The sequence below is a fragment of the Enterobacter sp. 148H3 genome (genome assembly GCF_034107425.1).
In the GTDB taxonomy this organism is placed as follows: Bacteria; Pseudomonadota; Gammaproteobacteria; order Enterobacterales; family Enterobacteriaceae; genus Enterobacter; species Enterobacter vonholyi.
The window spans coordinates 63,612-83,174 of record NZ_JAWNEI010000003.1 but is presented as its reverse complement, the minus strand read 5'-3'; the positions used below and the strand labels follow the sequence as shown (position 1 = coordinate 83,174).

The window sequence follows — 19,563 nt, the reverse complement described above, 5'->3', positions numbered from 1 at the left end:
TGAAATTAATTACCTAAAAACAATACGTTTAATATCAGGTGGATTACACTTCATAGTGCGGCCTCGCTTTTTCCACGCCGGACAACCTGAGGATGACAATTATGGGAAGCAAAAAGAAAGCCCCTGTCGCTGTTGATGTCGTATCGAATGCACCGCTTAAGACCAAAGAGTATGAAAAAGAGCTCCGCCGCCTGCACGTCGAACTGGTTAAGCTCCAGCAGTGGGTCGTCGCCAAAGGGTTAAAAGTGTGTATTGTTTTTGAAGGACGCGATGGTGCAGGCAAAGGCGGCACCATTAAAGCGATCACCGAGCGCGTCAGCCCGCGCGTGTTTCGCGTTGTTGCGCTCCCTGCCCCGACGGAAAAGGAAAAAAGCCAGCTCTACTTCCAGCGCTATGTGCCGCACCTGCCCTCGGCGGGTGAAATCGTGATCTTCGATCGCAGCTGGTATAATCGCGCGGGCGTGGAGCGGGTGATGGGGTTCTGCACGGAGGAACAGGCGGAGAAATTTTTGGACGGCGCGCCGGTTATGGAAAAAGCGATGGTCGATGCCGGAATTATCCTGCTGAAGTACTGGCTGGAGGTGACGCCGAAAGAGCAGGAGCGGCGCCTGCGCGACCGTATTAACGATGGTCGTAAAATCTGGAAGCTATCACCGATGGATATTAAATCCTTTAACCTGTGGGATGAGTATACCCTTGCGCGCGACGCCATGTTTGAAGCCACCGATACCGCCTGGGCGCCGTGGTTTGTGGCACGTTCAGAGGATAAAAAACGCGTGCGCCTGAATATTATTTCGCATCTGCTTTCGCAGATACCGTATAAAGAAATTCACGTCGACAAGGTGGATTTACCGAAGCGCAAAATCGGCAAAGTCAAACCCACAAAATACCCGTTCCGCTATGTGGAAGAGCGGTTCTGATTTGAAGAGTAGGCCCGCGCAAGCGCAGCGCCGCCGGGCAGAGCCGACGGCGCAGGTCTTACTTGATCCCTTCCGTACTTTCCTGTTTCGCTTCCAGCCGTTCCACGTCACGATACCAGCGCGGATGGTGTTTCTGCGCCCAGCGGCGGCTCACCTTCCCTTCAATCATTCCTTTAATCGATCCTTTCACCCAGAACGCCATATACATATGGATCAGGATGGCGTGAATCAGAATGATGGCCGACGTCGCGTGGATCAGCAGCGCGTAGCGAATCACCTGTATCGGGAAGTAGTGTGCAAAATACGGACGCCAGATAATCACCCCGGTCACCAGCAGCACAAAAATCATGCTCATGATGGTCCAGAACATCATCTTTTGCCCGGCATTGTATTTCCCCACCTTAGCCACTTTGTGCTCGTTGCCCTTCAGGACTTCGACGATCCCTTTCACCCACGGGATATCCTGCTTGTCCGGGATGTTATGATGGACGAAGCGCACGAACATAAACATCAGCACCACGAAAATCAGCACGCCGAAGAACGGGTGCAGAATGCGCCCCATCTGCGGCGTACCGAAGGTTTCGGTCAACCACTGCAGCGTCGGGAAGAAGAACGAAATTCCCGACACCGCCACCAGGAAGAAGCAGATAACTACCGTCCAGTGACAGGCGCGGTCGACAAACTTTGTGCGCACTATCATTTTCGACTTACTCATGATGCTCCTCCTCGTCGTCATCCACCTCTTTGTTTGGCCCGATACCGATGTAGTGATAAATCAGCCCAGCGAAGGTGGCGATAAAGCCCGCCGCGGATAGAGGCTTGAGCGCCCCTTTCCACAGGTTAATGGAGGTATCGATCGCCGGATCCTTCGGCAGATTGTGGTACAGCTCGGGCTGGTCGCTATGGTGCAGCACATACATCACGTGCGTGCCGCCCACGCCCTGCGGGTTGTAAATGCCCGCATTCTGATAACCACGTGCTTTCAGCTTGTCGACCCGCGCCTGCGCCACGTCCAGCATCTCTTTTTTGGTGCCGAAGTGGATTGCCCCGGTCGGACAGGTCTTCACACAGGCAGGCTCCTGCCCGACGCTGACGCGGTCCACGCACAGGGTGCATTTGTATACCCGGTTATCCTCTTTATTGAGGCGCGGGACATTAAACGGACACCCCGCAATGCAGTACCCGCAGCCGATGCAGTTGTCCTGCTGGAAATCGACTATCCCGTTAGCGTACTGAATAATCGCGCCAGCAGACGGGCACGCCTTCAGGCAGCCCGGATCCTCGCAGTGCATGCAGCCGTCTTTGCGGATGAGCCACTCCAGCCTGCCGTTCTGGTCGGTTTCGCTAAAACGCATCACCGTCCAGGATTTAGCGCTCAGATCCGCCGGATTATCGTAGACCCCAACGCAGTGCCCCACCTCGTCGCGGATGTCGTTCCACTCAGAGCAGGCCACCTGGCAGGCCTTACAGCCCACGCAGGAGGAGACGTCGATAAGCTTGGCGACTTCTGCCTTGTAGTCCCGCGCGCGGGGCGCGGGAGTTATCGGGTTGGTCGCGGAGCGTTTGATAACGTCTTGTGTTTCCATCGCCATTGAATCGCTCCTTACGCTTTCTCGATGTTGACCAGAAACGCCTTGTACTCCGGCGTTTGCGAGTTGGAATCCCCGACGTTTGGCGTCAGGGTATTGGCGATGTAGCCTTTCTGCGCAACGCCTTCAAAGCCCCAGTGAAGCGGGATACCGACGGTTTCCACCTGCTGACCATGCACGTTCAGCGACTGCAAACGACGGGTCACCACCGCCACCGCGCGAATAAAGCCGCGCTTGCTGCTCACCTTAACGCGGTCGCCGTTGGCAATGCCTTTCGCCTTCGCCAGCGTCTCGCTGATCTCCACAAACTGTTCCGGCTGCGCGATGGCGTTAAGCCGCGCGTGCTTGGTCCAGGTATGGAAATGCTCGGTCAGGCGGTAGGTCGTTCCCACGTACGGGAATTTGTCCTTTTTGCCCAGACGCAGCGCGTCGTCTTCGTAGATACGCACCACCGGGCTGGAGACCACGTTCGGGTGCAGTGGGTTTGTCCCCAGCGGCGTTTCCATCGGCTCGTAGTGCTCCGGGAACGGCCCTTCCGCCAGCTTGTTGAGAGCAAACAGGCGTCCCAGCCCTTCCGGCTGCATGATAAACGGCCCGGTGCTGCTGCCCGGCGCGGCGGTGCTGTAGTCAGGGATATCGTTCCCCGTCCATTTCGCTCCGTTCCACTGGATCAGCATGCGTTTCGGATCCCACGGCTTGCCGTTAATATCCGCCGATGCACGGTTGTACAGCACGCGACGATTCAGCGGCCACGACCATGCCCAGCCCAGGGTGTTGCCCAGACCTGACGGGTCGGCATTGTCGCGGTTGGCCATCTGGTTACCCTGCTCCGTCCAGCTGCCGGTGTAGATCCAGCACGACGATGCCGTGGTGCCGTCATCGCGCAGCAGCGCAAAGCTGTTCAGCAGCTGGCCTTTTTTCGCCACCAGGTTGCCGCTCGGGTCATACAGATCCGCCAGCGCCACGCCGTTATTCTCTTTGGCGACTTCCTCTGACTCAGGACGATCGGGCTGCTTGTAGCTCCAGCTCATCTTCAGCAGCGGCTCCGCGCCTTTACCGCCTTCGGTGCGGTACATCTCGCGCAGGCGGTGGTAAATCCCGGCGAGGATCTCGCCGTCGTTACGCGCTTCGCCCGGTGCGTCCTGGCCTTTCCAGTGCCACTGCAGCCAGCGGCCGGAGTTGGCAATGGAGCCGTCCTCTTCCGCAAAGCAGGTGGACGGCAGGCGGAACACTTCGGTCTGAATCGACGCCGGATCGACATCGTTTGATTCCCCGTGGTTCTGCCAGAAGGTGGAGGTCTCGGTCACCAGCGGATCGATAACGACCATGTACTTCAGCTTGCTCAGGCTGCGAACGACTTTGTTTTTGTCCGGGAAAGAGGCTACCGGGTTGAAGCCCTGGCAGATATAGCCCGTGACGTCGCCCTTATCCATCATGTTGAAATACTTGATGACGTCATAAGTCTGATCCCACTTCGGCAGCCATTCAAAGCCCCAGTCGTTCTCTTTCTGCGCCGCATCGCCGTAGAAGGATTTCATCAGGCTGACGTAGAACTTCGGATAGTTGCTCCAGTAGTTCACCTGGTCCGGCAGCGTCGCTTTTGGCGTATTGGCCTCAAGATACGTTTGCAGATCCGTCTGCTTTTCAGACGGCAGCGTCAGGTAGCCCGGCAGGCTGGTGGAGAGCAGGCCGAGGTCGGTTAAGCCCTGAATATTGGAGTGACCGCGCAGCGCGTTCACGCCGCCACCGGCCATCCCCATATTGCCGAGCAGCAGCTGGATCATCGCCATGGTACGGATGTTCTGCGCGCCCACGGTGTGCTGCGTCCAGCCCAGCGCGTACAGGAACGTGGTGGTTCTGTCGGCGACGCTGGTGGAAGCCAGTACCTCACACACCTTAAGGAAGTCCGCTTTCGGCGTGCCGCAGATGTTCTCCACGACGTCCGGCGTATAGCGGGAGACGTGCTGCTTCAGCAGGTTCCACACGCAGCGCGGATGCGTGAGCGTTTCATCGCGCATCGCATAGCCGTTTTCATCGAACTGATAGTTCCAGGACGTTTTATCGTACTGGCGCTTTTCGGCGTCATAGCCGCTAAACAGCCCGTCATCGAAGGCAAAATCATCCCGCACCAGCAGGTTCGCGTTGGTGTAGTGCTTAACGTATTCCGCGTTAATTTTGTTGTTTTCGATCAGGTACAACAGCACGCCGGACAGGAACGTAATGTCCGTGCCGGAGCGGATTGGCGCATAGATATCGGCCACCGATGCCGTACGCGTAAATCGCGGATCGACGACGATAAGCGTCGCATCGTTGTTGTTTTTCGCTTCCATCGCCCAGCGGAACCCCACCGGATGGGCTTCAGCGGCGTTACCGCCCATCACCACCACGACGTTAGCGTTTTTGATATCAACCCAGTGGTTGGTCATCGCACCGCGACCAAATGTTGGAGCAAGACTTGCTACCGTTGGTCCGTGTCAGACGCGCGCCTGGTTGTCTACCGCCAGCATGCCGAGAGAGCGCACAAACTTTTGCGTCAGCATGCCGGTTTCATTACTGGCCGCAGAGGCACACAGCATCCCGGTGGAAAGCCAGCGGTTGACCGTTACGCCCTGCGCGTTCTTTTCAATAAAGTTGGCATCACGGTCGGCTTTCATTAACGCTGCTATACGGGAGAAGGCCTCATCCCAGGAGATACGCTGCCATTTATCAGAACCCGGCGCGCGGTATTCCGGGTAGCGCAGGCGGTTTTCGCTGTGAACGTAGTCCAGCAGCCCCGCCCCTTTCGGGCATAACGCCCCGCGGCTCACCGGATGATCCGGATCCCCTTCAATGTGGTAAATCGCTTCTCTGGCGTTCTTCGCGCCATCGCCCAGGCTATACATTAAAAGCCCACAACCCACGGAGCAGTATGTGCAGGTGTTACGGATCTCTTTCGCGCGCAGCAGCTTATAGTTGCGTGCCTGAGCCAGCGCCATTTTGGGGGCAAATCCCAGCATGGCTGCCGTTGTTCCGGCCATACCGCCCGCGCAGATTTTAAAAAATTGTCTGCGGCTGACGTCCATTGTTGTCCTCGTTATCTGAAAACATTTCGCGCCGCAAACTAACAGCAAAGCCCCTGATTTTTTTGCGTCAAATCAAGGTCATCTGCCTTCCCCCCCTTAATAGTCACCCCCGGAACATTTCATTACCCCTTTTTGATTAACGGTTTAAGAGAATAATTCACGACAGCGACAGGCGTAATACGATACATTTTTCCTTTGATTTTTATTGCGATGACGAAGTAATGGACAGAAAGAGAGCAACGCTTATTGGGCTGGCGGCGATATTGTTATGGAGCACCATGGTCGGCCTTATTCGCAGCGTGAGTGAGGGGCTTGGGCCGGTAGGCGGTGCGGCGATGATTTACACTCTCAGCGGATTACTGTGTCTGGTGACGGTAGGATTTCCTGATATCAGGCGGTTTTCACTCCGCTATCTTATTGCCGGCAGCGTTTTATTTGTCAGCTACGAAATATGTCTGGCGCTGTCGCTAGGCTATGCCGCGACGCGCGCTCAGGCGATTGAAGTCGGTATGGTGAATTACCTTTGGCCAAGCCTGACGATCGTATTTGCGATTTTGTTCAACGGGCAAAAGTCTACCCTGTGGGTGCTCCCCGGCCTGGTCATTTCGCTGCTGGGCGTCTGCTGGGTATTGGGCGGCGAAGAAGGATTACACCTTGAGGAAATAACCCGCAATGTCGTTTCCAGCCCTCTGAGCTACGCGCTGGCGTTTGCCGGGGCCTTTATCTGGGCCGCCTATTGCACCGTCACCAGCAAATTTGCGAAAGGACAAAACGGTATTACCCTGTTTGTTTTGCTGACCGCGCTAAGCCTGTGGGTGAAATATTTTCTGAGCGATCAGCCCGAGATGGTGTTCACGCTTCCGGTGGTGGTGAAGCTCGTCATGTGCGGGATCGCGCTTGGGTTTGGTTACGCCGCATGGAATATTGGCATTCTGCACGGGAACGTCACGGTTCTGGCTGCCGTATCCTATTTTACCCCCGTGCTCTCTGCCGCGCTTGCCGCCGCGGTGCTAAGCTCTCCCCTTTCATTCTCGTTCTGGCAAGGGGCGCTGATGGTCTGCGCCGGGTCGTTGCTCTGCTGGTACGCAACAAGACAATAGCGCCTCTCCAACGGCCGGGTTAATTTCAACCCGGCAACATAATTAACATAAATTTAAAATGTGATCGCACATCGGAATATTTATCATAATAATAGAGCGTCTGTTTAAGTTCGGTTTATATTGAGCGCCTTCTGTAAAGCCACCTGAAGCGAGTTGACGTAAACTGACAACCCAGTGAAATTAGTCAGTGATAAATATTAACGCTCTGTATAGCATTACCTGCAATAATTCAGCCCTGGAATCTTTAATGAAATATACGAAATAGACGTTGAAAAATTAAATCAACCTATTGTTTTTAAGGAGAAACAGGCGATACCCCCCTGCCAAACCATCGGAAATTGCGAAATTTAACGCAATAGACTAAAACCATCAGAAATTATCTTAAAAGCAATAATCCCACTGACTAAATAACCATTAATCGTATAAATTCCGGCCATATTGTTTGAATAATCGCCTTCTCGCACGATCGAGATCACACTAATTGAAATTATCTCTAATATTTTGAAACTTATTATTGAAATAAGACTACGAGATTCTTAAAAATAGCATGCCATTGACGAACAGCCTCGTTTAGAAATCGTTCACAGTGGTTCAGGAAATACTGAAAAAAATTATAAGGAATATTTAAGATGAAACTTAAATTAGTTGCAGTGGCAGTCACTTCCATGCTGGCAGCAGGCGTTGTTAACGCTGCCGAAATTTACAACAAAGACGGTAACAAGCTGGATCTGTACGGTAAAGTAACAGGTCTGCACTATTTCTCTGATGACGCTGGCGCAGATGGCGATAAAACCTACATGCGTATCGGCTTCAAGGGCGAAACCCAGGTTAACGATCAGCTGTCCGGCTACGGCCAGTGGGAATACCAGATTCAGGGTAACAAAGACGAAGGCGACAACCAGTCCTGGACCCGTGTGGCGTTTGCAGGTCTGAAGTTCGCGGAAGCAGGCTCCTTTGATTACGGTCGTAACTACGGCGTAATTTACGACGTGACCTCCTGGACCGACGTTCTGCCAGAATTCGGCGGTGACACCTACGGTGCCGACAACTTCCTGCAGTCTCGTGCTAACGGCGTTGCGACCTACCGTAACCAGGACTTCTTTGGTCTGGTTGACGGCCTGAACTTTGCTCTGCAGTACCAGGGCAAAAACGGCAGCGTAAGCGGTGAAAACACCAGCGGCCGCAGCCTGCTGAACCAGAACGGTGACGGCTACGGCGCGTCCCTGACATACGATCTGGGCGAAGGCTTCAGCGTAGGTGGTGCAATGTCCTCTTCCCGTCGTACCGCTGACCAGAATGCGGCTGGCGTATACGGTGAAGGCGACCGCGCAGAAGTATACAGCGGTGGTGTGAAATACGACGCGAACAACATTTACCTCGCGGCACAGTACTCTCAGACCTATAACGCAACCCGCTTCGGTACCTCTAACGGTAATCGCAGCGACATCTACGGCTTTGCAAACAAGGCGCAAAACTTCGAAGTTGTGGCTCAGTATCAGTTCGACTTTGGCCTGCGTCCATCCATCGCCTACCTGCAGTCTAAAGGTAAAGACATCGAAAACTTCGGCGACCAGGATCTGGTTAAATACATCGATGTTGGCACGACCTACTATTTTAACAAAAACATGTCCACCTACGTGGATTACAAAATCAACCTGCTCGACGACAACCAGTTCACTCGCCAGGCAGGCATCGGTACCGACAACATCGTTGCGCTGGGTCTGACCTACCAGTTCTAAATCTTGTCTGTACAAAAGCCAGCTGCACAAGCTGGCTTTTTTTATCTCCCTCTTTTACCCGCCAGACGACTCCCCACCCGCCGCCCGACGCAGCCAGTTTTGCAGCAGCTTGCCGTCTTCAGTCATCTCTGAGTCAGTACGCACGCAGAGGTAATAGTCGCGCCCGTCATCAATCGGCAGGTCAAATATCTTCACCAGTTCGCCGCTCTCAAGATAAGGCGCAATCAGCGGCTCACGCATTAACGCACACCCCAGACCAGCCTGAACGCCCGCCAGCGTCAGCAGACCATCCTCAAACATCGGACCGCTGCGGCGCACGGGGCGCTTCACCCCCTGCTGTACAAACCACTGCGCCCATGTGCTGCGCTCCTCATCGTGCAGCAGCGGCATTTGCAGCAGTTGCTCGGGCGTGTCGATATGGCCGTGAATGCGCAAAAACGCGCGGCTGCACACCGGGACCATCTGACCGGAAATCAGCTTTTCGCTTTGATAGCCCGCCCACTGCCCGTTGCCAAAACGAATCGACATATCCGACGCGTCGCTCAGATAGTTACGATGGTTGGCATACACCACGTTGATCTCCGTTTGCGGATTGGCGCGCATAAACGCAGGCAAACGTGGGATAAACCACCCCATACCAAAAAGTGGGATCAGGCTGATGGTGACCTGACGCGTTTGCGCCTGCTCCGCCAGGTGCTCCGTCGCCTGGCGCAGCACGTTAAACGCCGCGCGGATAGAGCGGTAATATTCCCGCCCGTGCTGGCTCAGCACCAGCCTGCGCCCCTGACGCTCCGTGAGCGGCATTTGCAGATACCCTTCAAGCACCCTGAGCTGATGGCTTACGGCCGACGGAGAGATGTCCAGCTCCTGCGCGGCCAGCGTGACGCTGCCCAGCCGGGCGATGGCCTCGAACGCACGTACGGCCCGAAGCGGCGGATCGTTTGCCAGTCGGCTTTCTGCATACGCCGTCAGGCTCGCCAATTGTTCTGTTTTATTCATATGTTGATTTCTTTAGGCTTTTCACCCCAAAACAGGCATTAACTATCTTCATATAAATCATAAAGATAAAACAATATTTATTTATCATAAGAAATAATAGATGCGTATTTTACAATTTAATTCATTTATTGGATGGTAGCCGCAGAACGAGCACTTTGCGGGTACAGACGTTGGATACACTCATACAACAACTGATCAACGGTGTGATGCTGGGCAGCATCTACGCGCTGATCGCGCTGGGCTATACCATGGTGTATGGCATCTTGCGCATTATTAACTTTGCTCACGGCGATATTCTGATGGTCGGTGCGCTCACCACGCTCTCCGCCATAAACGCCCTGAATACCACCTTTCCACATATGCCGCTGCTGTTGCAGCTTGGCGTTGCCCTGGTGATTGCCATGGCCGTTTGCGCCGTGCTGGCAATGGCCGTTGAACGTTTTGCCTACCGTCGACTGCGCAACGCACCGCGCCTGGCGCCACTGATCTCGGGTATCGGCGTCTCCGTCCTGCTGCAAACCGTGGCGATGATTATCTGGACGCGCAACCCGCTGATGTTCCCGCAGATCCTGCCGATGGACCCTATCGCCGTCACGTCCGGCAGCGAAGCGCACCCGCCCGCCATCGTGACCGTTACCGGAATTGTCACCGTGGCGCTGGCGCTGGCTGTGATGACCGGGCTGTGGCTGCTGGTGGAATACACCCGTCTGGGGCGCGGCATGCGCGCCGTGGCGGAAAACCCGCGCGTGGCCACGCTGATGGGGGTTAACCCAAACGCCATTATCACCCTGACGTTTGCCATTGGCGGCGTGTTCGCCGCGCTGGCAGGCGTAATGATGGCGAGCAACTACGGCAACGCCAGCTTCTCGATGGGCTTTTTGCCCGGGATCAAGGCCTTTACCGCCGCCGTGCTGGGGGGCATTGGCAACATTCGTGGCGCCATGATCGGCGGGATACTGCTCGGCATTATCGAAGCGCTGGGCGCGGGCTACCTGGGTGAACTGACCCACGGCGTATTTGGCAGCAACTATCAGGATGTCTTTGCCTTTATGGTGCTGATTCTGGTGCTGGTCTTCCGTCCGGCTGGCCTGCTGGGCGAGCGCGTGGCGCAAAGGGCGTAAGGAATACCATGACAACACTTCAACTCCAGACTCCGGCGACGACGCGCAAATTCTGGTCAGGCATGAGCCTGTTCTGCCTCGCGCTGCTGGTTGCTCCCGCGGTGGCCACGCAGCTTGGCGGCAACTACTGGGTGCGCGTTATCGACTTCGCCCTGCTCTACATCATGCTGGCTCTGGGGCTCAATATTGTGGTGGGCTATACCGGCCTGCTGGACATGGGCTTTATCGCCTTTTACGCGGTTGGCGCTTATCTCGCTGCGCTGATGGCCTCTCCACACCTGCTGGAGGTGTTTCCTGTTCTTGGCGTCTGGTTCCCGGACGGGCTGCACACGTCATATCTGCTGATTATTCCTTTGGCTGCGCTCGTCGCGGCCGTCTGCGGCATTTTACTGGGAGCGCCCACGCTGAAGCTACGCGGAGACTACCTGGCGATAGTGACCCTTGGCTTCGGCGAAATTATCCGCATCCTGATGCGCAACCTAGACCGTCCTGTGAACATCACCAACGGCGCAAAGGGCATAACCGGAGTGGATACGCTGAACCTGTTCGGCCTGAAGTTTAGCGGCGTCTACCACTGGTTTGGTTTCAAAGTACCCGCCCTGTGGCTGTGGTACTACCTGCTGATGCTGGTGATTGTGGCGATTATTTTTGTCTGCCTGCGCCTGCAGCATTCCCGTATTGGTCGCGCCTGGCACGCCATCCGCGAGGATGAAGATGTGGCCCGCGCGATGGGCATCAACGTGCGTAACTATAAGCTGCTCGCCTTTGCGATGGGGGCCTCCTTTGGCGGCGTAGCGGGTGCGCTTTTCGGCGCGTTTCAGGGATTTGTCTCCCCGGAATCCTTCACGTTACAGGAATCCATTGCCGTACTGGCGATGGTGGTGCTGGGCGGTATGGGGCACATTCCGGGGGTGATCCTCGGCGCGGTACTGCTTACCGCCCTGCCGGAACTGCTGCGCAGCCAGGCAGCGCCGGTTCAGCAGGCGCTGTTCGGTACGGTGCTGATTGACCCGGAAGTGCTGCGTCAGCTGTTTTACGGTCTGGCACTGGTGCTGGTGATGCTGGTGCGTCCGTCCGGGATCTGGCCGGTACGCCACAAGGAGGCGAAAGCATGAGCCTGTTAACCGTACGCAACATGACAAAACGCTTCGGCGGCCTTACCGCCGTGGATGACGTTTCCATTACCGTGAACAAGGGCGAGATCTACGGCCTGATTGGTCCTAACGGGGCGGGAAAAACCACCTGTTTTAACCTGATCACCGGGCTTTATCCGGCGGACAGCGGCGAATTTTCCATTGCCGATAAGCCCTATTTTCCAAAACACATTGAGAAAGTCACCGCCGCAGGAATTGCGCGCACCTTCCAGAACGTTCGGCTCTTCAACGAGATGTCGGTGCTGGAAAACGTGATGGTGGGCCGCCACGTGCGCACCCGTAACGGTCTGTGGGCCGCGCTGAGCCGCCACAAACGCGCTCGCGAGGAAGAAAAGCAGACCCGCGAACTGGCCTGGCACTGGCTGGAGTACACCGGCATTGCGCAGTTCGCCCACTATCGCGCCTGCGATCTGGCCTATGGTCATCAGCGTCGCCTTGAAATCGCCCGCGCGCTGGCAACGGATCCGCTGCTGCTGGCGCTGGACGAGCCCGCCGCCGGGATGAACGCGGCGGAAAAAGTGGCGCTCGGCGAACTGCTCATCCGCATCCGCGATGACGGCAAAACCCTGCTGATGATTGAACATGACGTCAAGCTGGTGATGGGCATCTGCGATCGACTGACGGTGCTTGATTACGGCAAAACGCTCGCCAGCGGCACGCCGGAAAGCGTGCGGCGCGACCCGGCAGTGATCGCCGCCTGGCTTGGAGGCAACGCGCATGTCTGAATTGCTGAAGGTGGAACGTCTGGACGTGCATTACGGCGGAATTCAGGCCGTACGCGATGTCTCCTTTACCCTGCGCGAGGGCGAACAGGCTACGCTGATCGGCGCGAACGGCGCGGGGAAAAGCTCCACCGTGCGCGCCATTACCGGGCTGGAAAGCTTTAGCGGCAGTATTGAATTCAGCGGTAAAGCGGTGCGTAAACAGAGCCCGGAGACCCTGCTTCGCGACGGACTGGTGATGGTCCCGGAGGGCCGCGGGATCTTCTCCCGCATGACGGTACTGGAAAACCTGCAGATGGGCGCCTGGCTCAGGCGTGACACTGTCACCGTTAAGCGTGAGATGAACGAGGTGTTCGAGCGCTTCCCGCGCCTGGGCGAACGCCAGCATCAGCTTGCCGGTCTGCTGTCCGGCGGTGAGCAACAGCTGCTGGCCCTTAACCGCGCCCTGCTCAGCCGCCCGCGCCTGCTGATCCTCGACGAACCGTCGATGGGCCTTGCCCCGAAGATGGTCGAGAACATTTTTGCCGTCATCGCCGGGCTGCGCGAGCGCGGAGTCGCCCTGCTGCTCATCGAACAAAACGCCCGTCTCGCGCTGGAAGTCACCGACAGCGCGTGGGTGATGGACAGCGGTAGCATTGTTCATCATGGCGAATCGACAGCGCTGCTCGATGACGACCAGATTGCACAGATTTATTTGGGTGAAATACCCGTTTAACAACACCAGCCAACATCAGGGACATACCATGAAAACAGTAAAAATCAGTGCGCTCAGCGCCGCTATTCTGCTCGGTAGTTTTGCCTCCACGTCCGCGTGGGCCGCCGACGGTGAAACCGTGGTCATCGGTCTGGCGGGGCCGCTGACCGGCCCGTCTGCCCGTATCGGTAAAGATCTGGAGAACGGCGCGCAGCTGGCAATTGACGACATTAACAAGCAGCACCCGACCATCGGTGGCAAAGCGGTGACCTTCAAGCTGCAGTCCGAAGACGATCAGTCCGACCCGCGCACCGCCGTAGCCGTCGCACAGCGTCTGGTGGACAGCGGCGTGGCGGGCGTGGTCGGTCACTGGAACACCGGCACCAGCATTCCAGCGGCCCGCGTTTATCACGATGCGGGCATCGCACAGGTGGCACCGGTCGCGACCGGTCACGCCTATACCAAACAGGGTTTTGACACCAGCTTCCGCGTGATGGGCCACGACGATGACGGCGGCCAGCTCGCCGGCCAGTACGCGGTAAATACCCTGAAAGCCAAACGCATTGCGGTGATCGACGACCGTACCGCATTCGGTCAGGGTCTGGCAGACCAGTTTATAAAATCGCTTGAAGCGCAGGGCGTGAAAATTGTCGATCGTCAGTACGTGGATGACAAAACGGTCGATTTCAGCGCCGTGCTGACCGCCATCCGCAGTAAAAACGCCGATCTGATCTTCTTCGGCGGCGTCGACAGCCAGGCCGCACCGCTGGCCCGTCGCATCAAACAGCTGGGCATGAACGCCACGCTGATGGGCGCAGGCGGATTCGTCAGCCAGACGTTCCTCAAGCTGGCGCAGAAAGAAGGCGAAGGCGTTGTGGCACTGGAGCCGGGTCTGCCCGTTGACCTGATGCCGGGTGGAAAGGCATTCGAACAGGCCTATCAGTCCCGCTACCACACCCATATCGAACTGCACGCCCCGTTCGCCTATGACGCTACCCGCGTGCTGGTTGCGGCGATGGAAAAAGCAGACTCCGTTGAGCCCTCCGACTATCTGCCAGCCCTGCGCGCCATCAGCTATTCCGGCGTCACCGGACAGATCGCGTTTGATAAAGAAGGTAACCTGAAATCGCCGTCGTTCACGGTCTATAAGGTTGTCGACTGCAAATGGCAGCCGCAGACCGTGCTGGGCGGCGCAAAAGCGAAGTAACGCAGCGAGGCAATGTGATGAGTGATAATAACGAGCTGGGCATTCTCGCCCGCCGCAAAATTGAAGCCGAAATTATTAAACCAATTTATGAAATCTTGGTGCGCGATATAGGGAAAGCCCGCGCCCAGGCGGTGATTGGCGAGGCTATCGAGCAGGCCGCAATTGACGCAGGCAAAGCGTTTGCCAGCAAAGAACCCAACGGCGCGGACGTAAAAAGCTTTATCGCCCTGCAGTATCTGTGGGAGAAAGATAATGCCCTGGAGGTCAAGGTGATCGACGCCGACGACCAGCAGTACAACTACAACGTCACCCGCTGTCGCTACGCGGAGATGTATCACGAGATGGGGCTGGGCGAGATTGGTCACCTGCTCTCCTGCGCGCGCGATGAAAAATTTATCGTTGGCTATGCGCCCGACGTAGAGCTAACCCGCACCACCACCATTATGCAGGGCGGCGCGTGCTGTGATTTCCGCTACCGCAGCACTAAGGACAAGACATGATCCGCGTCAACGCCGAAAGGCTGTGGTCAACGCTTGAGATGATGGCGCAGATCGGCGGCACGCCCGCCGGTGGCGTCACCCGTCTGGCATTGAGCGAGGAAGATCGTATTGCGCGCAACCTGCTGCGCGACTGGGCGCTGGATGCCGGTTTTACCTGTGACGTCGACAGCATGGGCAATATGTTTATCCGCCGCGCCGGGAAAAAACCGCAGCTTGCCCCAGTCATGACCGGTTCGCACGTGGATACCCAGCCGCTGGGAGGGAACTACGACGGTGTTTACGGCGTGCTGGCCGGGCTGGAGCTGCTGCGAACCCTTAACGATAATAACGTTGAGACCGAGCGTGACGTTGTGCTGGTGAACTGGACTAACGAAGAAGGCGCGCGCTTTGCGCCAGCCATGCTCTCATCAGGGGTCTGGACGGGGCAATTTAGCGAAGCCTACGCCCATGCCCGCGCGGATATCGACGGTATCACCGTAGGTGAAGCCCTGGATAACATCGGCTACCGGGGTGAAGCCCCTGCCCGCGCGTTTCCGGTTCACGCCTGCTACGAGCTGCACATCGAACAGGGCCCGATTCTGGAAGACGAAGGTCTGGATATCGGGCTCGTCCGCGCGGCCATGGGCCAGCGCTGGTTTACTCTGACGCTGGACGGATTTGCCGCCCATGCAGGAACGACGCCGATGCACAGCCGCCGCGACGCGCTGACCGCCTTCGCGGAGCTGGCGTTGAAGGTGGAAGATATCGGCTATCGGCATGCGCCGGACGGACGTGCGACGATCGGTATGGCGCAGGTTACGCCAAACTCGCGCAACGTCGTGCCGTCTCGCGTGGTATGCAGCGTGGAGTTTCGCCATCCGGCGCAGGCGGCGCTGGAAGCCATGGAGGCGGCGCTGCATAAGGTGGCTGAAAGCCTGAGCCTGCGCGGCGTGTCGGCTCTCGTTGAACGCATTTTTGACTACGCGCCCATCGCGTTTGATGCCGAATGCCTGGCGCGTTCGGAGAAGGCCGTGGCGGAACTGGGCTATTCGTCGGAACCGATGGTCTCGGGTGCGGGACACGACACCTGCTATGTCAGCAAAATTGCGCCCGCCAGCATGATCTTTATCCCCTGCGTGAAAGGCGTCAGCCATAACGAAGCGGAGAGGATCCTCCCTGAGTGGTCCGAGAAAGGGGCGAACGTGCTGTTGCACAGCGTCCTGTCCGCGGCCCAGGAGAGCTAGAACGGCGCGAGCGACACTAGACGGCAACGCGTCGGCTAATTTCAACCACCCGATCGCTGGGAAGATGGTAGTGGTTGATGACGTGCGTGCAGTTGCGCTTCATGAAGGCAAATATGTGCCGTTGCCAGGCCGCCATACCGGACCCGCCTTCGCCTGCCACAATGGTTTCATGCCCGACATACCAGGTGGCGTCATCGGTGGCGAAAAGCGCGTTAATCTCGCTGACGCCCTGCAACAAACGCGGGATGTCCGGGTGTTCCATAAAGCCATACTGCGCCACGCCGTGCCAGTAGCCCGGCGCGCGCTGCTCTACCCTGATGCGCTGCTCTTCCCCGACGTAGGGCACGTTGAGAATATCAATGGTCAGCGACAACACGTCCTGCTGTAGCGCCCGGTTTCGCGCGACGTGCCAGCGCATTACCGGCGGGATATTGTTCTGCGTGCGGGTCAAAAAGACGGCAGATCCCGCCACTCTGGGCACCGTCTTTTGCTGTAGCTGGGCAAAGAACGCATCCACGCTGACGCCCTTCTCGCCCACCGATGCGGATACCGCCTTAACGCCGCGGTGCCAAATCAGCATCACCGTACAAATCGCTGCGGCCATCAGCAGCGGTATATAGCCGCCCTCCAGGACCTTAATCAGATTGGCAAACAAGAAGGTGGCATCAATTACCAGAAAACAGAGGGCAATAACCGCGCTGCTGGCCAGGCTCCAGCGCCATACTTCCCGCATCGCCACAAACAACAGCCCCGTAGTCATCAGCATGGTTAATGACACGGCAATGCCGTACGCCGCGGCAAGCTTATCTGAGGATTTAAAGAACACCACCAGCCCGATGGTTACTACCATCAGCAGCCAGTTGATTATCCCGATATAAATTTGACCGTAGCTTTCTGCCGCCGTCTGCTTGATGCGTAATCGAGGTAGCCAGCCGAGTTGAATCGCCTGACGCGTCATGGAAAAAGCGCCGGTAATAATCGCCTGACTGGCGATGATCGTCGCCAGCGCGGCAAGAATGATGAGCGGTACCTGCAGGGCTGGCGGACAGAGCGTATAGAATAGATTTTGTTTGCTGTCGGCACCGGCCAGAATCAGCGCTGACTGACCAGCATAGTTGAGCAGCAGCGAAGGAAAGACGATGCCGTACCAGGCAAGCCAGATGGGCTTTTTACCAAAATGCCCCATGTCGGCATACAGCGCCTCGGCCCCCGTCACGCAGAGAAATACGCCGCCCAGGACCAGGAAACTGGTGTACCCGTTCGAAAACAAAAACGCGATGCCGTACGCAGGATTGAGGGCCAGCAATACCGAGGGGTGCTGAACGATCCCCCGCACGCCCAGGACCGCAATCGCCAGAAACCACAGTGCCATCACCGGGCCAAATATCTTCCCTATGTGGGCGGTACCAAAAGGCTGGATCAGGAACAGCGCCAGTAACACCGCCACCGTCAGGGGTAATATGTACGGCTGGGACTCCGGAATGACCATCTCCAGCCCTTCCAGAGCGGAAAGCACGGAGATGGCTGGGGTTATCGCGCCATCTCCGTAAATTAACGCGGCGCCGATGAGGGCAGCAAAAATGACCCAGCGACCGCCTTTGCCTTTTTCCACCAGAAGCGACATCAGGGCCATAATGCCTCCCTCACCATGATTATCAATTCGCATGGCGAAGGCGGCATACTTGATGGAGGTCACCAGGATAAGCGTCCAGGTAATAAGAGAGAGCAGGCCAAGGATGACGCCTGGCGTAGGGTCATGCTCTGAGAGCGAAAGCACCGTCCGGAAGGTATAAAGCGGGCTGGTGCCGATATCACCAAAAACGACGCCCAGCGCGCCCCCCGCAAGCAGGGTTAACCGGGAAAGCGGTTGGGACGCATCACTGCTGTGGCGAGAGCTCATATTTTCCAGCAAGAGTCAGATAATCCTGTAAAAAACATAGCCCATCAGCCCCGCCCGCGCCAACCGCTCGCCCTGTTTTACTGCGCTGTTTACGGCGGATTGACCTTCGCCAGGCTAAACCAGATCCCCACTGCCAGCAACAGCAGCATTCCGCCCGCGCTGCCCAGCGCCACGCTGTGGGACGTAATAAACGCGCTTTTCGCCGCCTCAATCACCGGCTCAGCCAGAGGCGGCGTCAGGTTCTGCGCCACCTTCATCGCTTCACCAATCGATGACGAGGCTTTGTCGACGAGCGAGGCGTTCAGCCCCTGCGGCAGCTCAATCGACGCCGAGAAGCTGCGGGTCAACAGCAGGCCAAAGATCGCAATCCCCAACCCGGCCCCCAGCTCATAGGACATGGTTTCAATCGCCCCTGCGGCGGCGGCTTTCTCCTTCGGCGCGGCAGCCATAATTGCCGAGGTCGAGGCCAGCAGCGCGCTGGCGGCACTGAAGCCGAGCAGCACCATCAGCCCCCACGCCTGCCACTGCTGCGTGCTGAAGTCGAGCGTCGACAGGCCGATAAAGCTGACGGCGCTGAGCCCCATGCCGCCGGCCGCGACGATGCGTAGCCCCAAACGCCCAACCAGCACGCCCGCGATCGGCCCGCTGAACCCGCTGGCGACCATCACCGGCAGCATAAACATGCCCGCTTCAAACGGCGTAAAGCCGTGAACAAACTGCAGCTCCTGGGCCATCAGCAGCTCAAACCCGACCAGGGCAATCATGGCGGTCATCGCCATCACCACGCCGCTCATAATGATGCGGTGACAGAACAGGCGCATGTCGATCATCGGCACGCGGGCGCGCAGCTGAATACGCACGAAGATAAACAGCAGCACCGAGCCGGTCACCAGCGCGGAAGCTACCAGCCACGGCGACAGCGCGCCTTTTAGCGCGGTTTTGGCGCTGTAGACCAGCAGCAAAATCGCCACGATCAGCATGATGGCATGGCTGATATTCAGCGGCTGCTCCGGTCGTCCCTGCTGAGGAGGGACAAAACGCGCGGCCAGCGAAACCACCACCAGCACAATCGGCACGTTGATTAAAAACACCGATCCCCAGTAAAAATGCTCCAGCAGCATACCGCCGATCAGCGGGCCAAACGCCGCCCCGCCGGAACCGACCGCCGCCCAGACGCCGAGCGCGATGTTGCGATCTTTCGCGTCGGTAAACAGCGTGCGGATCCCCGCCAGGGTGGCAGGAATGATCATTGCAGCACCGATCGCCAGCGAGGCGCGCGCCGCGATCAGCCATCCTGCTGAAGGGGCAAACGCTGCCGCCAGCGACGACAGGCCAAACAGCGTGCTGCCAATCATAAGCAGTCGTTTAAAACCAATCCGGTCACCCAGGGCGCCCATCGGCAGCACCATACCCGCCATCACCAGCGAGTAGATATCGATGATCCACAATAATTCGTTACCGCTGGCGCCCAGCGTCATGCTCAATGTTGGCGCAGCCACGTGCAGCACCGTCGCGTCAATCGCGACCGGGATATACACCAGCACGATAATCACTAACGCTAACCACTGACGAAACATAAATTTCCTTTTCATTTTAAACCTGGACACATGTCCAGATTGCGATCCTACGTAAA

General features: G+C 57.3%; 16 protein-coding genes. 10 read left to right on the top strand and 6 right to left on the bottom strand.

Annotation, left to right across the window (positions count from 1 at the left end; all coding sequences use genetic code 11):
* The first annotated feature begins 101 nt into the window (after window positions 1-101).
* Window positions 102-920 (top strand): polyphosphate kinase 2, encoded by an 819-nt coding sequence (gene ppk2, locus USH94_RS04895; protein WP_111963626.1) that lies wholly within the window; start codon window positions 102-104, stop codon window positions 918-920.
* Between the two features lie 58 nt (window positions 921-978).
* Here ppk2 and fdnI read toward each other — a convergent pair whose 3' ends face one another.
* From fdnI to fdnG, 3 genes are read right to left on the bottom strand one after another with little or no spacing between them, the layout of a single operon-like run.
* Window positions 979-1,635, bottom strand: coding sequence for a formate dehydrogenase-N subunit gamma (gene fdnI, locus USH94_RS04890; protein ID WP_111963627.1), 657 nt, complete (start codon window positions 1,633-1,635; stop codon window positions 979-981).
* Complete coding sequence (fdxH, locus tag USH94_RS04885; protein ID WP_111963628.1) at window positions 1,628-2,512, bottom strand: formate dehydrogenase subunit beta; 885 nt, start codon at window positions 2,510-2,512, stop codon at window positions 1,628-1,630. Before fdxH ends, fdnI begins: the two co-directional genes overlap by 8 nt.
* Before the next feature lie 11 nt (window positions 2,513-2,523).
* Window positions 2,524-5,571, bottom strand: coding sequence for a formate dehydrogenase-N subunit alpha (gene fdnG, locus USH94_RS04880; protein ID WP_111963629.1), 3,048 nt, complete (start codon window positions 5,569-5,571; stop codon window positions 2,524-2,526).
* A gap of 221 nt (window positions 5,572-5,792) precedes the next feature.
* Here fdnG and yddG point away from each other — a divergent pair, with 221 nt between their 5' ends.
* Window positions 5,793-6,671, top strand: a complete 879-nt coding sequence (gene yddG, locus USH94_RS04875) for an aromatic amino acid DMT transporter YddG (protein ID WP_111963630.1) — start codon at window positions 5,793-5,795, stop codon at window positions 6,669-6,671.
* A gap of 629 nt (window positions 6,672-7,300) precedes the next feature.
* Window positions 7,301-8,410: a porin OmpC gene (locus USH94_RS04870; protein WP_033145646.1), complete on the top strand. Its 1,110-nt coding sequence runs from the start codon at window positions 7,301-7,303 to the stop codon at window positions 8,408-8,410.
* Between the two features lie 54 nt (window positions 8,411-8,464).
* On the opposite strand, the gene USH94_RS04865 is transcribed toward USH94_RS04870, so the two are convergent.
* Window positions 8,465-9,409, bottom strand: a complete 945-nt coding sequence (locus USH94_RS04865) for a LysR substrate-binding domain-containing protein (RefSeq protein ID WP_111963631.1) — start codon at window positions 9,407-9,409, stop codon at window positions 8,465-8,467.
* Between the two features lie 170 nt (window positions 9,410-9,579).
* On the opposite strand from USH94_RS04865, the gene USH94_RS04860 reads away from it, so the two are divergent.
* From USH94_RS04860 to USH94_RS04830, 7 genes are read left to right on the top strand one after another with little or no spacing between them, the layout of a single operon-like run.
* Window positions 9,580-10,530: a branched-chain amino acid ABC transporter permease gene (locus tag USH94_RS04860; RefSeq protein ID WP_111963632.1), complete on the top strand. Its 951-nt coding sequence runs from the start codon at window positions 9,580-9,582 to the stop codon at window positions 10,528-10,530.
* Between the two features lie 8 nt (window positions 10,531-10,538).
* Window positions 10,539-11,645 (top strand): branched-chain amino acid ABC transporter permease, encoded by a 1,107-nt coding sequence (locus USH94_RS04855; protein WP_111963633.1) that lies wholly within the window; start codon window positions 10,539-10,541, stop codon window positions 11,643-11,645.
* Complete coding sequence (locus tag USH94_RS04850) at window positions 11,642-12,409, top strand: ABC transporter ATP-binding protein (protein WP_111963634.1); 768 nt, start codon at window positions 11,642-11,644, stop codon at window positions 12,407-12,409. The genes USH94_RS04855 and USH94_RS04850 overlap by 4 nt, the downstream gene beginning before the upstream one ends.
* A complete protein-coding gene (locus tag USH94_RS04845; RefSeq protein WP_111963635.1) occupies window positions 12,402-13,121 on the top strand; it encodes an ABC transporter ATP-binding protein in 720 nt (239 codons plus the stop codon). Before USH94_RS04850 ends, USH94_RS04845 begins: the two co-directional genes overlap by 8 nt.
* A gap of 28 nt (window positions 13,122-13,149) precedes the next feature.
* Complete coding sequence (locus tag USH94_RS04840) at window positions 13,150-14,307, top strand: branched-chain amino acid ABC transporter substrate-binding protein (protein WP_111963636.1); 1,158 nt, start codon at window positions 13,150-13,152, stop codon at window positions 14,305-14,307.
* Between the two features lie 17 nt (window positions 14,308-14,324).
* Window positions 14,325-14,807 (top strand): L-2-amino-thiazoline-4-carboxylic acid hydrolase, encoded by a 483-nt coding sequence (locus USH94_RS04835; RefSeq protein WP_111963637.1) that lies wholly within the window; start codon window positions 14,325-14,327, stop codon window positions 14,805-14,807.
* Entirely contained in the window at window positions 14,804-16,030 is a 1,227-nt protein-coding gene (locus USH94_RS04830; RefSeq protein WP_111963638.1) for a Zn-dependent hydrolase, read from the top strand. The genes USH94_RS04835 and USH94_RS04830 overlap by 4 nt, the downstream gene beginning before the upstream one ends.
* A gap of 16 nt (window positions 16,031-16,046) precedes the next feature.
* On the opposite strand, the gene USH94_RS04825 is transcribed toward USH94_RS04830, so the two are convergent.
* Together USH94_RS04825 and USH94_RS04820 are read right to left on the bottom strand one after the other, a co-directional pair.
* Window positions 16,047-17,930 (bottom strand): potassium transporter Kup, encoded by a 1,884-nt coding sequence (locus USH94_RS04825; RefSeq protein WP_111963690.1) that lies wholly within the window; start codon window positions 17,928-17,930, stop codon window positions 16,047-16,049.
* 89 nt (window positions 17,931-18,019) lie between these two features.
* The gene (locus USH94_RS04820; RefSeq protein ID WP_111963639.1) at window positions 18,020-19,507 is read right to left on the bottom strand and encodes an MFS transporter; all 1,488 of its coding nucleotides are present in this window, start codon (window positions 19,505-19,507) and stop codon (window positions 18,020-18,022) included.
* Window positions 19,508-19,563 lie beyond the last annotated feature (56 nt).

Coding starts and splice junctions, on each gene's coding strand:
- ppk2 (WP_111963626.1), top strand. CDS start 102: ATGGGAAGCAAAAAGAAAGCCCCTGTCGCTGTTGATGTCGTATCGAAT.
- fdnI (WP_111963627.1), bottom strand. CDS start 1,635: ATGAGTAAGTCGAAAATGATAGTGCGCACAAAGTTTGTCGACCGCGCC.
- fdxH (WP_111963628.1), bottom strand. CDS start 2,512: ATGGCGATGGAAACACAAGACGTTATCAAACGCTCCGCGACCAACCCG.
- yddG (WP_111963630.1), top strand. CDS start 5,793: ATGGACAGAAAGAGAGCAACGCTTATTGGGCTGGCGGCGATATTGTTA.
- USH94_RS04870 (WP_033145646.1), top strand. CDS start 7,301: ATGAAACTTAAATTAGTTGCAGTGGCAGTCACTTCCATGCTGGCAGCA.
- USH94_RS04865 (WP_111963631.1), bottom strand. CDS start 9,409: ATGAATAAAACAGAACAATTGGCGAGCCTGACGGCGTATGCAGAAAGC.
- USH94_RS04855 (WP_111963633.1), top strand. CDS start 10,539: ATGACAACACTTCAACTCCAGACTCCGGCGACGACGCGCAAATTCTGG.
- USH94_RS04850 (WP_111963634.1), top strand. CDS start 11,642: ATGAGCCTGTTAACCGTACGCAACATGACAAAACGCTTCGGCGGCCTT.
- USH94_RS04845 (WP_111963635.1), top strand. CDS start 12,402: ATGTCTGAATTGCTGAAGGTGGAACGTCTGGACGTGCATTACGGCGGA.
- USH94_RS04840 (WP_111963636.1), top strand. CDS start 13,150: ATGAAAACAGTAAAAATCAGTGCGCTCAGCGCCGCTATTCTGCTCGGT.
- USH94_RS04835 (WP_111963637.1), top strand. CDS start 14,325: ATGAGTGATAATAACGAGCTGGGCATTCTCGCCCGCCGCAAAATTGAA.
- USH94_RS04830 (WP_111963638.1), top strand. CDS start 14,804: ATGATCCGCGTCAACGCCGAAAGGCTGTGGTCAACGCTTGAGATGATG.
- USH94_RS04825 (WP_111963690.1), bottom strand. CDS start 17,930: ATGAGCTCTCGCCACAGCAGTGATGCGTCCCAACCGCTTTCCCGGTTA.
- USH94_RS04820 (WP_111963639.1), bottom strand. CDS start 19,507: ATGTTTCGTCAGTGGTTAGCGTTAGTGATTATCGTGCTGGTGTATATC.